This is a genomic window from Algoriella xinjiangensis (assembly GCF_900115015.1).
Taxonomy (GTDB): Bacteria; Bacteroidota; Bacteroidia; order Flavobacteriales; family Weeksellaceae; genus Empedobacter; species Empedobacter xinjiangensis.
Genome location: NZ_FOUZ01000014.1, coordinates 1 through 12,813, shown reverse-complemented (window position 1 = coordinate 12,813; position 12,813 = coordinate 1). Strand labels below are relative to the sequence as shown.

Sequence of the window (12,813 nt, the reverse complement as noted above, 5' to 3'; positions counted from 1 at the left end):
AAATTTTAATCATTAAAATTGATGTTGAATAACGTTTTCAATTTGATTTCAGCTTCCGTTAATTTGTTACGCTTTTCATCAATTTGTCTGTAAACATCTTTTAATAAGGGACTGTCCGCATTGGCATTCGAAAAGAAATGTACATTGTTATCCAATTGATTAATTTCTTTTTCTAATTCATCAATAGATTTACGTGTTTTTCTAATTTCGTCATCCAATAAACGATCATTTCCATCTGCTTTTATTTTATTGACAAAAGACTGAAGTTTGTAATCACTCATTTCAGCTTTTGATAAATTTAAAGCGCTTAATTTATCATTGTAAAGATTTGTAAACTCTTGATTAATGGCTAATTTATCTGCAGGAACTTTTCCTAAACTTGCCCAAGTTGCATGCAATTCTTCAAGTTGTTTTAAAGCTTCGTCTTTGTTTTCTGAAATCTCAGTTGTTTTAAATTCTTCTAAGAAAGCTTGTTTGTTCTCAAAATTAACTTCTAACTTTTGATTATCTTGTTCGTGACGATTTTTGTATCGATCAAAAAATTGATTACATGTATCTTTAAATTCTTTCCAGATTTTGTCTGAATTTTTTCTTGGAACATGGCCAATATTTTTCCAATCATTCTGAATTCGTTTAATCACTTGTACAGAATTGTTCCAATCTGTGCTTTCTGTATGTTGTTTTGCAACATCTAATAGCGCTAATTTTTTCTCAAGATTACCTTGTTGTTCAGTTTTTAGCGTTTTATAGAAATCATTTTTAATGTGATTAAATTCTCTTGTCACTTCTTTAAAAGCATCCCAAGTTGCCGCATTTTTATCTTTTGGCACTCGACCTAATCCAATAAATTGTTCGCGAAGCGTATTAATATCTTTGATTGCTTTTTGCCAATCTCCGTGCGATTTACTCGCCGCTTTTGCTGCAATTTCTTTTATATTTTTAATAATCTCGTTTTTCTTTTCAAGATTATCTTTTTGTTCTAATTTGATTTTTTCGTTTAACTCGCCTTTACGTTCATGAATTTTATTTGTTAATTCCTTGAATTTTTGCCAAGTTGGTTCGCGCAAATCTTCTTGCACAGGCACAGCTTCTTCTTTCCATAAACGGTGAAGATATTGCAACTCATTTAGTGCTTTTTGCACATTTGTTTCCTTGATTAATTCTTCTGCACGATTGATAATAGAATGACGAACTTCTAGATTATGAGCATAATCTAACGTTTGTAATTCCTTATTCATATCCAAATATGTGTAGAAATTATCTAAGTGAAAGAAATAATTTTTGAAGATATTTTCGGCATTTTTACTCGGAATTCTACCAGCATTGTGCCAACGCGTTTTTAGTTCGCGAAATTTTTTGAACATTGCAGACGATGTTTCACCAGGTTCTTGGTATAACGCTTTTAATTGGTCAATAATAGCCAAACGTTCATCTAAATTATCCGATTCTTTTTTCTCGTTTTCTTTGTAAAAAGCAGTTAATTGATGTTTAAAATCATTGTAAACCGCATTAAATTTTGCACGATAAGTTGTTTCGTATTTAAAATCTACTTCATCACCACCTTCATTTACAAAAGCTTCTTTTTTCTCTGCTTCGTCTACTTCAAGTTTTTGCTTAAAAGCATCACGAATTTGATTGAAATGTTCGCGAATTTCTTGAACAGAATGTTTGCCCAAAAGATTTTTTGCTTCATTTATCAAGACATCAAAACTAAAAGTTTCGTAATCTTTAAACGAAATATCGCTTACTTTTTCCTGATTTACAGTCTCTTCTGTTTTGTAAGATTCTGTGCTATTGTCGTTTGTAGAGACAGGTTGGGATTGTTGTTCTCCATCTGCATTATGCAGGTTATCCATTTCTGTGTTCATAAGTAAATATGTTTTGTTCCTCAAATCTAATAAAACTAAAGAACAAAATCAAGTCATTTAGTCTACTTTATTCCATATTTCCCAAGCTTTTTCGGCTTGTAGAACTAACATTTGGTGTCCATTTTTAATTTTAGCTCCATTTTTTTGTCCATTTTCTAAAAATTTGGTCATTGGTGGATTGTAAATTAAGTCGTACAATAAATGTTTTTCATTAATAAATTGATAAGGTAGGAGTGGAGCATTTTCGGTATTTGGAAAAGTGCCAACGGGCGAACAATTGATGATAAGTTGAAAATCATTCATAACCGATTCATCTAATTCGTGATACGATAATTGGTTCTCTGTTTTTGTTCTCGAAACTATTTTATATTCAATTTTTAGTAAATCAAGAATATAATAAACTGCTTTTGCAGCGCCACCATTTCCTAAAACCAAAGCTTTTTTGTGATGATTTTCGAGTAATGGTAAAATGGAATGATGAAAACCATAACAATCTGTATTATGACCAATTCGTTTTCCATCTTTGATTAAAACGGTGTTAACAGCACCAATTGCTTTTGCTTCTGGAGAAAGTTCGTCCAAAAACGGAATAATGTCTTGTTTGTAAGGAATGGTTACATTGAAGCCCACTAAACCTTCTGTTGCAAATACATTTTCTACTTCAGCAATTTCATTTAAATCAAAAACATTGTAGACAGCGTCTACAATGTTTTCGTTTATAAATTTTTCAGCAAAATAAGATTTCGAAAATGAATATGAAATATTACGTCCGATTAATCCAAATTGTCTCATTTTTCTGTTTTATTTTTTGAAAGTTTAGAACTTATTAAACGGATAATTAAAGGCATGTTTGCCAAAATAATTATTCCGAAAATAAATTTCTCTAAATTATTTTTTACAATATCAAATTGACCCAATGTATGTCCTAATAACGAAATAGCGCCTACCCAAAGCACAGCACCAATAAAACTATAGGTAATAAAGGTTTTGTAATTTAGATTTGTAACACCACAAATAAATGGAATAATGGTACGAACAACGGGCATAAAACGCGCAATAATAATTGCTTTTTTGCCATGCTCTTCAAAAAATTCTGAAGCCTTTTCGATGTGTTTCTTTTTCAAGAAAAACGAATCAGGTCGATTCAGAATCCATCCGCCAAATCTTTTTCCGACATAGTAATTTACATTGTCACCAAGAATTGCTGCAACCATCAATAATGGAATGATATATTCGATATGCAAATGATTTTGTTGGTCATTTGCAGCAATCATTCCGATTGAAAAAATCAACGCATCACCAGGTAAAAATGGCATTAAAAATGACATGATGATTAAACCTGTTTCTGCAAAAATTATCACAAACAAAATAACGTAAATCCAATAACCGTAGTTATTGATGATATCCATTAAAACTCTGTCTGGACGTTGAACAAAATTGGTGATAAACTCAATAATTGATTGCATTTTTTTAGTTTTAAGCTCTTATAATATCAGCTCCAATTGCACGCAAACGTGTGTCAATATCTTCGTAACCTCTGTCAATTTGATCGATGTTATGAATAATTGTTTCACCTTTTGCAGATAAAGCAGCAATTAAAAGCGACATACCCGCACGAATGTCTGGAGAAGTTAATTCGGCTCCTTTCAACGGCGTTTCGTGGTTTAAACCAATTACGGTTGCGCGGTGCGGATCACATAAAATAATTTGAGCGCCCATTTCTATCAATTTGTCAACAAAGAATAAGCGAGATTCAAACATTTTTTGATGAACTAAAACACTTCCTTTTGCTTGTGTTGCAATTACCAAGATGATTGATAATAAATCTGGTGTAAAACCAGGCCAAGGTGCATCAGAAATTGTTAAGATAGATCCATCGATAAATCGTTCAATTTCATAATTTTCTTGTGCAGGAATATAAATATCGTCGTCGCGACGTTCTAATTTTATGCCTAATTTTTTGAATACATCTGGAATAACACCTAAGTTTTCCCAAGATACATTTTTGATTGTTAACTCAGATTTTGTCATAGCTGCAAGACCAATCCACGATCCAATTTCAATCATATCTGGTAAACAAGTATGTTCTGTTCCGCCTAAAACTTCAACACCTTCAATCGTTAAAAGATTAGAAGAAATTCCAGAAATTTTAGCACCCATGCGGTTCAACATTTTACACAATTGTTGAATGTATGGTTCGCAAGCGGCATTGTAAACTGTTGTTGTTCCTTTTGCTAAAACAGCAGCCATAATGATGTTTGCAGTTCCTGTTACAGAGGCTTCTTCTAATAACATATAAGAACCTTGTAAGCCATTTTCGTCAACTTCAACCCCGTAAAAATCTTCGTCTGGATTGAAACGGTATTTTGCACCAAGCGCAAAAAATCCTTCGAAATGTGTGTCTAAACGACGACGTCCAATTTTATCTCCTCCTGGTTTTGGCATAAAAGCTTCCCCGAAACGAGCTAAAAGTGGTCCCATTAACATGATTGATCCACGTAATGCAGCGCCATCTTTACGAAATTGTTTTCCTCTTAAATAATCTAAGCGTAAATCATCTGCTTGAAATGTAAAATCTCCTTTTCCATTTTTTTGCGTTTTAACACCTAAATCTCCTAAGATTTCTATCAAACGATTTACATCGCGGATGTCTGGAATATTTTTTATACGAACTTGTTCATTGGTTAATAAAACCGCACATAAAATTTGTAGTACTTCATTTTTAGCACCTTGTGGAGTAATTTCTCCTTTCAAAGGTTTCCCTCCCTTTATTTGAAATGTAGCCATTTATTTGTATTAAATAGTTTTGATTTAACCTTTATTATTTCGAACGTTTTGGTTGCGGTTATTTGGTTGATTCGTATTTCTGTTTGTATTTTGTGTACGATTCGTAGAATTCTGGTTGGTATTATTTCGGTTAGAATTCTGATTGTTGTTATTCGTATACGAACGGTTATTGTTCTGGTTATTATTTGTATACGAACGATTGTTGTTTTGGTTATTCTGATTATTTTGATGCGTGTTAGAATTTGTATTGTTGTTATTGTTTACACGCTCAGGAGAAACCAATTGATCTTCTGCTTTTCTTAAATCAATTTTACCATCAGAAAGTTCATACAAATGATCAAAAATTACTTTATCATCAACCGTATCTTTGTTCCATAATAAATAACATTTTTTCATGTGATTGGCAATCGCGAAATATAAACCTTCTCGTTTTTCACCTTCTTCCCATGTTACCGCAACATCTATCATTTTTCGGATATTATTACCGTAATATCTGTATTTGTAGATACTTTTTGGATAATCTACTTTATTTGGTTTACTGTTTATAGTATCTTTTTTTGTCGGAATTGGATAAGGAGATTTAACGTCTAAATCAAACTCAGCCATGATAAAAAGTTGATCCCAAAGTTTGTGCTGAAAATCAGGTATATCACGTAAATGAGGATTTAATTCTCCCATAACTTCGATAATAATTTCCGCAAAACCATTGCGCTCTTTTTCGTCCGTGATTGTTTTACAGTGATCGACCATTTCTTGAATATGTCGACCATATTCTGGAATGATTAATTGTGTACGTAGTGTATTATATTCCATTAAATTTTATACTGTATATGTTTGCAAATTTACGAATTTATAACCGATATTATGGTTTATAATGGTCGTTTTGAATTATAAATTTATATTAAATTATTCTTATAAAAGTAGAATTGAAACGCTTCAAAATTAAGTTTTTTCTCTCAGCTTTTTTATTCATTCAAATCAATTAAGTAAGAATTTGTAATTGAGCCTGTGTATCAATTAGAACGGTTGTAATCTGAAGAAGATTAAACGAATTCAAATATAGTATTTTCTTTTGAAATAAACGAGTAAGAGTTTTAGGCTTAGATTTAGATGATTCTGGGTAGTTTGAATTATTTTATATATGCTTTTCAGTATTAAATTCAAGATAAACCAAAAATAAGCAAAACATATAAGTTTAATTTTCTTATTCATATATCTTCGGTTAAGTTGATCCATTATTTTTTCTGCTTTTCTAACTTCCCAATTATTTGATAAATTAAATACATATTGATCAAAATTATTTTCACTTAGATTCTTAGTTATCGAAACAATTACAATTTCATTTGTTGTTTTTTACTCATAATCTGATAATATTTTTGATAATTTATTGATTTGATCATTTGTCAAAACATTATCATAATCGGAAGCATAACCTAATGACTTTAGAAATTCAGTTTTAGTGTAGTTTTTTGAATTCCTCCTTTTTGAGTCTCTTTTTGAATTGTTTTATAACCGAAAACTATAAATAAGACGATAAATATGGTGAAAAATTTCTTCATTTTATTTCTTGAGGGTTTTTTGTAAATAATTGATTGTAATGTTCCGAGTATTACTGAATAGCGGAATTTCGAAGCAAATCAGCTAAAGAACAAAAGTTGATAGAAGTACGCAAGTTCAAATTATAACTTCCTCCGGTCTTTTTATAATGCTCTATTAACGGAAGTGTGTTTGTTTAATGTTTTTTTAAGAATTTTTAATAAATATGCACTGATTACACCTAAGGTGAAAAATAATCCAATTTTCAGTTCGCTAGTATCGAAAGTTATTAAGTTTTCTACTCTATTATTTATAAAATACACTCTAGATAAAACGAAAATTGCAATTAATCCTAGAGTTATAGGAGCAAATATTATGTCTCTTTTAATTTTAAAAGTTTTTATAATTAAAGGAATTATTGCCATACCTAAACAAAATAACCATCTATCAATAAAATGAGAATTTGGAGATGTATTTATCAAATTATTTGTTTCTAAGAAATAATTAGAAATAAAATCTATGAAATTTTGATACAATAAAAATCCAAGAATGAAGAAACTAAGGATTAATAAGAATAGATAAATTTTTGATTTCATAGTAATGTATTATGTATTTACGCTAACGTTTTTATTATTAAATTAAGGGTGGAATTTCACAGCACTTCAGTTTTACTAAAGTACAAAAGTTGAAGAAGTACACAAATTCAAATTATAATTTTAACCCGCCTTTTAGAAATACTTTGTTAGCGTCTGGCATTTCATATACTTTCTAAGATTCTTCTATTTCTTTTATTAACTAAATCGATTGTATGTGTTTTATATTGAGAATATTCTTCTATTGTTTTAAGAAATGATGGGCTTTTAAAATCATCAAATGGTAGAGAAAATTTTACTTGGTCCTTTTCATCAATAAAATCTTGAAGAAAAAAAAGTCTATATATTCTCTAAAGTTATTGAATAAAGAAAAAAAACTTGAATATCGTTTAAAGACTTCGTAAAGTGGACTATTCTCTTCTAAATAATATCGTCTTACACATTCGATAGTTAAATCAAGTCTATCGGCAATTAATCTATTAAATCCTCTTGCCCCATTAATAGTCATTTTATTGTCGATTCTAATACTTGGCCAAATCATTGTTCCGCCAAGTGTTTTTAGCGTTAACTGTTCAAATTCTTTAATGTCTGTTTCTGATATTTGAGAAACAATAAATTTTGTTCTATGACATTTTCGTATAAAACCATAAAAAGCCATATCACTTGATAAATAAAACTCGCTTAATTCTGACTTATAGTAAAGTCTATTTTGACTTATTTTATTTAAAGTAAATATTTTTCCATTCGGCAAAGGTTTACTCCATACAATTCGGTGATATTCTTGTAAAGTGGGACTCCACCTATCTGGGTCTCTAGCTTTAGATTCCTTACGAAAATCAAAATAAATGTCAATTTTATTCATTCTTGCGGTGTCGTTTTAACGCTTGCAGTTAACGTTTTAGGGCTTTGCGATGGTGGGCGTTACGAAGCCGAAACTTTCAACTAAAATACAACTTTCTGTCGAAGTACATAACGTGAATTAAAAACTTTTTATCCGTTTTTTGCCAATTTATTGTTAGCAGAAGATTTTTTGTTTTCTTGATTCTTTTTCTACAATTAATTGATTCATCTGATTACGTGAATATTTTCTTCCTTTCAGATATTTTCCATTTATTGAATTTTCGTAAAAATACTCAATGAAGAATTCTAATTCAGAATCATTCATTTCATTTGGTTTTAAAAATCTTTTTTTATCATCAATTTCAGAATTACATTCTATTTTTTGATTTTCAATTTCATTAATTTTTAAAATAGGAATTTCTTCGTTAACTTCTATAATTTCATATAATTTAGAATTTAAACTTTCAAGATTTACAATTTTTAAGTATTCATTTAGAATTCTTTTTTCAACTTGAATTTTCCCATTACCATAAATGTGTCTATCTCGTTGATTTTTCTTTACTCCCGAAATCCAATATTCATTTCCAGATTCGATTTCGTAATAGTTTCCCGAAATTCCATTTCCATTTAATGTTTGAAAAGCTTTTCCATTAAAATATATTGTTTTTCCACTTTTTGAAAATGAAACAACTCCAATCCAAGCAGGACCATTATTACTAAATCTTGATTTTAGTTCAATATATTTTATTTCAGTTTTCATTTTCGGGATTTGTTTGTTTAAATTTTCTGATAACGTTTTGGATATTGTTAAAGGGCGGGATTTAGAAGCAAATCAGGTCAGCTAAAATCGAAGCCGTTCAGTCCCGCTTTTGGCAATACATTGTTAGCGGTTCGGGCTTTTTTCCGCTTATTATTTATCAATAAATTCGTTCTTATGTTTTCTTATATAATCAATTTGAAATTGTTGTAAATTTTCATTTTCATAAAGGGCATAAAATTCATCGTCAAATTTGTTTAATGGATTGTCGTCATATGATTTACTAAATCCTTCCAATGTTCCGTCTTGGTGTTGAGTTATTTTAGGATTTTCTTTTTCAAAAGTTTCATTCGCTCGTTTGGTCAAGTCTGAAAATTTATTCGCTCCTACAAGTTTTAAAGCGTCAGGTAAATGTTTGTAAAACTGTCTGCTAGAATTAAAATAAAATTGATTGTAACCACCGTTATTTACTTCGCCTTCTAATACCCAAATCATATAAATTGCTTGTCTTGACTTGTTCCAACTCATTACGGTTTCATACTCATTTTCATAGTTTGTCGGTTGTTTTTCTGACAAGTTGTCAAAAACTACTTGCAATAAATTTTCGTCCGAAGTTATGTCAATAATTTGCTCAGTCAATTCCTTATGTATTGGTCTGTTCTTCTGTTTCTTTTGATATTTTGTCAGTATCTCTCTTTGTCTGTCCTGAACAGCCAAACAAGTTTAAGATTGTTGTTATAAGTCCCATAATTATAATTCGTCTTGTCATTGGTTTGTCGTTTTTTAGCCTGATCGCTAATGAGTTGATTATTTGTGAAGAACGTAAGAGAAATTGAGCGAAAGCTCAAGTTCGTCCGTTCAAGCAAATTGCTTTTTTATAGAAACTAATTTAATTTAAAGTTTTGAGAAAAGCAATTTTGCGTTGGAAAAAACAACGGCTGAAAGTTTACTTTCAGACCGTTTTTCGCCAAACACTATGTTGTATATAGTTTTATTTATTATCAAACTCAATTTTAGAAGCTATCAATTTATAAAGCTTTGTGAAATTAGGAGACAAAGAATCAAATTCACAAACAGAATTATAACTAACAGAAACTTTAGAATTATCATTTAAAGCTGTTAGCGATATTTTTCCAACAAAATCGTACAAAAATTTTGAGAATTTATTGGATTTTGAATTGATTTCAAGACATATTTTGCTAAACTATCTTTTTCAGATTTAGTAAAATTAATTGATTTATGCTCTATACCGATTTGTTTATATTTAGCATTAATAAATTCTCCACTAATATGTTTCCATATAGGTTTTAAGTATGTAGCAGAGTCTTCATTTTTGTAAATAATTAACTCTTCTTTAGAATTTTGAATATTGATTTGATTCCATTGATATTCATTATTTTTTTTTATGTTTTTCTTGGTTATTATAAGAAATAACTATTAAAGAAAATAAAATCAATTTGGTTAAATTTTCAAACATAAGAGTGATTATAAAATTACATACAACGTTTTGGGCATTACTGAATGGCGGGCTTTCGAAGCACTTCATTTCAGCTAAAGTACAAAAGTTGATAGAAGTACACAAGTTCAAATTATAACTTCAACCCCGCCTTTTAGCAATACCTTGTTAGCTGTAGTTTTTTTTAATCTTTTTAATTTTCCAGTTTTATTAGAAGATTTTAGTTGAAAGAAGATATCTTCAATAAGTTTTTCATTTAATGCCTTTTTAAGATATGATTCTTTATTTTCTGTTACTTCAATACCTTCCTTATCAAAAACTGTAATATCAAATCTATTAATGCAACTACTACCAACCAATAATCTATTACCTAGTCCATTGTAAATTTCAAAATGATATCTTAAATTTTCGTTCTCACATAATTCACATATTTCTTCAGCTACTTTATGATCATAAATGTTTCCAGAGAAGGTCCATTCTTTTAAAGCTAAATTAAAATTATTTTTATTTTTGGAGAGAGTAAGAATATTTTTTTTAGCAATTTCAGACCATCTATTCATAGGGTAAAAGTTTGAAATAATATCATATAACGTTTTGGGGCTTTGCGATGGTGGGCATTTCGAAGCCGAAACTTTCAACTAAAATACAAATTTCTATCGAAGTACAAAACTTCAACTAAAAACTTCCTGCCCACTATTGCAAAACCCTTGTTAGCAGCAGTATTTTTACCATTCCCTCCAATTTTCAGTTATATCTTCTTCCTTTGTATTATAACCCTTTTCACTACTTGCCAAAATTATTATTTCAGCAATTTGTTCTCTTTCAGACGTTTCTATTAATTCTGAATTACACTTTTCATTTAATTTATTTAGTTTTTTTATTGTGTTTTCAACTATTTTCATTCCAGCTTCTTTTGAATTTGAATTTTTAATTTCTAAAAGATACTCATTCAAAATTTTAACACATTCGTCAACATCATTTTTAGAATAAGAAGGATTTGCCATTTCCATATATTCTAACATTGATTTTTTTAAAATATTAATTTGTATTTCAAACGTTGAATTTTCCATATTTTTAGCCTTTGAATATTCTTTAGTTACACTTTCATCTTTATCATTACTATCCTTTTTCTGTCCATTGCAAGAATGTGAAATAGTAATTATTAGCAAAAAAAATGTTGTTAATTTTATATTCATTCCTTATGAGTTTTTCTTTTGATAGCGGGATTTTCAATAATATTGCTGCTAACGTTTTGGCAATATCTTATTGTGCGTTCGTTTTTTCTCTAGCTTTCCCAACTCAAATGGTCTAAATTACCTTTATTATCAGTTTTTACAACAATCAATTGGTCTGTCAATTCTTTGTTAACTGTATAGTCAAAAACAGCAAAATATGAAGTGTCATATTTTCCGTCTGGATAAATACCAACTCGTGTTAAGTTGAGTTTTGTTAAAAATTGTTGCTCTTTATCTGTTTGGTTGTCTATATTTATTTGCTCTAAAAATTCTTCTCCTAATTCTTCAATGTGAAATGTTACGTATTCTTTTACAGTGTTTCCATTTTCATCATCATAATCACTTTTAATATAATGTTGATTTTGTTTGTCAAAATTTTCTATATTTTCAATGAAATGTTTTATTGTGTCAAAATCTTCAATGTTAATAGTTTTGTTTTCAAAATTTAGGTCGATTTGAATTTCTTTTCCTCCTAATTCAATATCAACATTATAATATTCTTCCAAATTTTCTACTTGCAATTTTCCGAAATGTGGTAAAGTGTATTCTGTCATTTTTTTATTTTTAAGTGTCCGTTATCTATTTTGGTTGCGTTTGTCTAAAATGACGCACAACGAGCGGGTATTGGCGAAGGACGGGCTAAAATGAACTAAAAGTTCAATTTAGAACGGAACTGAGCCGATATTTCTCTATGAAGTAAACTTACTTAAAAAATACGAAATAGCGGCGGCTAAATAAGTAGAGTAGTACAACTTATAACTTCCTCCCGTCTTTTGCCAATACATTGTTATAGGCAGTTTTTTTTTAGAAACCATACGCTACAAATCGTTCCATATATTTTCCTTTTTCAATTTTCCAAATTACCAAATATCCTCCTGCTCCGTCACTATTCATTGCTGAAATATAGATTGTATTATTACTTTTATCAAAATTTACCTTTGTCGATGAAAGATTAGGTTCATATAGATTTTCTAAAGCTTCTTCAGGTAATTGTAATGTAGAATTATTAAATTTTATGGTGATACTTTTATACTCAGTTTTTGGCATTTCACCATCAGTTCCCCAATAATCTTTCCCATCAATTTTTAATATTTGGTTTGGATATTTTTTTACATAATTGAAACTATGTTTAATCTTATCAAATTTATCTTGTACGACTTTGACCTCAATAGCTTTGTCGCTAAATGTTATTTGCTTTTCCTTTTCTTCTAAAATAGGAATTTTATTAAATTCTGAAATTAACTTGATACGGTCTTTATAAACATATCCGACTTTTATTTCATTTTTATTTGTTGCATAATCAATATTCCACCAATTTCCTTCAGTATTCATTACACAAATCAAATGTCCCTTATTTAATTTGTCTAATATTTTTGAAGTTATACTATTTTCACTTCGAACATTAGTATACCCATCATTATCATTAATTACAGCAAATTCTTGTGCAAATAAGGATTTTAATGAGAATAAAAATATTAAAATAAGAAACTTTGATTTCATACGTAAAATCGGTAAAATTTCCTATAACGTTTTGGGGCTTTGCGATGGTGGGGCGTTTCGAAGCCGAAACTTTCAACTAAAATACAAATTTCTACCCAAGTACAAAACTTCGATTAAAAACTTCCTGCCCACTATTGCAAAACCCTTGTTGAACTAAACCTCCGGTAGCTTTTCCGTTATAAACCATATATTTAGGATATTTAAAATTCAAAATTATGGTAACTAAAAAAAATCTCCGGAG

General features: G+C 29.4%; 12 protein-coding genes and 1 pseudogene. All 13 read right to left on the bottom strand.

Annotated elements, in window-relative coordinates; genetic code table 11:
- Positions 1–5: 5 nt before the first annotated feature.
- On the bottom strand, positions 6–1,868 hold the full coding sequence (locus BM072_RS12950; protein ID WP_092909203.1) for a DUF349 domain-containing protein: 1,863 nt from the start codon (positions 1,866–1,868) through the stop codon (positions 6–8).
- Between the two features lie 57 nt (positions 1,869–1,925).
- Positions 1,926–2,660: a shikimate dehydrogenase family protein gene (locus BM072_RS12945; protein ID WP_092909200.1), complete on the bottom strand. Its 735-nt coding sequence runs from the start codon at positions 2,658–2,660 to the stop codon at positions 1,926–1,928.
- A complete protein-coding gene (locus tag BM072_RS12940; RefSeq protein WP_092909198.1) occupies positions 2,657–3,334 on the bottom strand; it encodes a VTT domain-containing protein in 678 nt (225 codons plus the stop codon). The genes BM072_RS12945 and BM072_RS12940 overlap by 4 nt, the downstream gene beginning before the upstream one ends.
- A 10-nt stretch (positions 3,335–3,344) precedes the next feature.
- The gene (murA, locus tag BM072_RS12935) at positions 3,345–4,655 is read right to left on the bottom strand and encodes a UDP-N-acetylglucosamine 1-carboxyvinyltransferase (RefSeq protein ID WP_092909195.1); all 1,311 of its coding nucleotides are present in this window, start codon (positions 4,653–4,655) and stop codon (positions 3,345–3,347) included.
- A gap of 24 nt (positions 4,656–4,679) precedes the next feature.
- Positions 4,680–5,468, bottom strand: a complete 789-nt coding sequence (locus BM072_RS12930) for a DUF4290 domain-containing protein (RefSeq protein WP_092909191.1) — start codon at positions 5,466–5,468, stop codon at positions 4,680–4,682.
- Positions 5,469–6,355: 887 nt separating this feature from the next.
- Positions 6,356–6,787, bottom strand: coding sequence for a hypothetical protein (locus tag BM072_RS15420; RefSeq protein ID WP_125113126.1), 432 nt, complete (start codon positions 6,785–6,787; stop codon positions 6,356–6,358).
- 161 nt (positions 6,788–6,948) lie between these two features.
- A pseudogene (locus BM072_RS12920) lies at positions 6,949–7,646 on the bottom strand (DUF6994 family protein).
- Positions 7,647–7,799: 153 nt separating this feature from the next.
- Positions 7,800–8,384, bottom strand: a complete 585-nt coding sequence (locus BM072_RS12915; protein WP_177190319.1) for a mannose-1-phosphate guanylyltransferase — start codon at positions 8,382–8,384, stop codon at positions 7,800–7,802.
- A 150-nt stretch (positions 8,385–8,534) separates the two neighbouring features.
- A complete protein-coding gene (locus BM072_RS12910; protein WP_245752183.1) occupies positions 8,535–9,020 on the bottom strand; it encodes a DMP19 family protein in 486 nt (161 codons plus the stop codon).
- A 945-nt stretch (positions 9,021–9,965) separates the two neighbouring features.
- Positions 9,966–10,397 carry a hypothetical protein gene (locus BM072_RS12905; protein WP_092909182.1) on the bottom strand — a complete coding sequence of 144 codons (432 nt, stop codon included), beginning with the start codon at positions 10,395–10,397 and terminating at the stop codon, positions 9,966–9,968.
- 165 nt (positions 10,398–10,562) lie between these two features.
- Positions 10,563–11,033 carry a hypothetical protein gene (locus BM072_RS12900; RefSeq protein WP_092909179.1) on the bottom strand — a complete coding sequence of 157 codons (471 nt, stop codon included), beginning with the start codon at positions 11,031–11,033 and terminating at the stop codon, positions 10,563–10,565.
- Between the two features lie 89 nt (positions 11,034–11,122).
- Complete coding sequence (locus tag BM072_RS12895; RefSeq protein WP_092909176.1) at positions 11,123–11,626, bottom strand: DUF2004 domain-containing protein; 504 nt, start codon at positions 11,624–11,626, stop codon at positions 11,123–11,125.
- 250 nt (positions 11,627–11,876) lie between these two features.
- The gene (locus BM072_RS12890) at positions 11,877–12,572 is read right to left on the bottom strand and encodes an SH3 domain-containing protein (protein WP_092909173.1); all 696 of its coding nucleotides are present in this window, start codon (positions 12,570–12,572) and stop codon (positions 11,877–11,879) included.
- Positions 12,573–12,813: the final 241 nt, after the last annotated feature.

Excerpts from the sequence above, each read along its gene's own strand:
- BM072_RS15420 (WP_125113126.1), bottom strand. The coding sequence starts at position 6,787 with ATGAAATCAAAAATTTATCTATTCTTATTAATCCTTAGTTTCTTCATT.
- BM072_RS12890 (WP_092909173.1), bottom strand. The coding sequence starts at position 12,572 with ATGAAATCAAAGTTTCTTATTTTAATATTTTTATTCTCATTAAAATCC.
- BM072_RS12915 (WP_177190319.1), bottom strand. The coding sequence starts at position 8,384 with ATGAAAACTGAAATAAAATATATTGAACTAAAATCAAGATTTAGTAAT.
- BM072_RS12950 (WP_092909203.1), bottom strand. The coding sequence starts at position 1,868 with ATGAACACAGAAATGGATAACCTGCATAATGCAGATGGAGAACAACAA.
- BM072_RS12900 (WP_092909179.1), bottom strand. The coding sequence starts at position 11,033 with ATGAATATAAAATTAACAACATTTTTTTTGCTAATAATTACTATTTCA.
- BM072_RS12940 (WP_092909198.1), bottom strand. The coding sequence starts at position 3,334 with ATGCAATCAATTATTGAGTTTATCACCAATTTTGTTCAACGTCCAGAC.
- murA (WP_092909195.1), bottom strand. The coding sequence starts at position 4,655 with ATGGCTACATTTCAAATAAAGGGAGGGAAACCTTTGAAAGGAGAAATT.
- BM072_RS12905 (WP_092909182.1), bottom strand. The coding sequence starts at position 10,397 with ATGAATAGATGGTCTGAAATTGCTAAAAAAAATATTCTTACTCTCTCC.
- BM072_RS12895 (WP_092909176.1), bottom strand. The coding sequence starts at position 11,626 with ATGACAGAATACACTTTACCACATTTCGGAAAATTGCAAGTAGAAAAT.
- BM072_RS12930 (WP_092909191.1), bottom strand. The coding sequence starts at position 5,468 with ATGGAATATAATACACTACGTACACAATTAATCATTCCAGAATATGGT.
- BM072_RS12945 (WP_092909200.1), bottom strand. The coding sequence starts at position 2,660 with ATGAGACAATTTGGATTAATCGGACGTAATATTTCATATTCATTTTCG.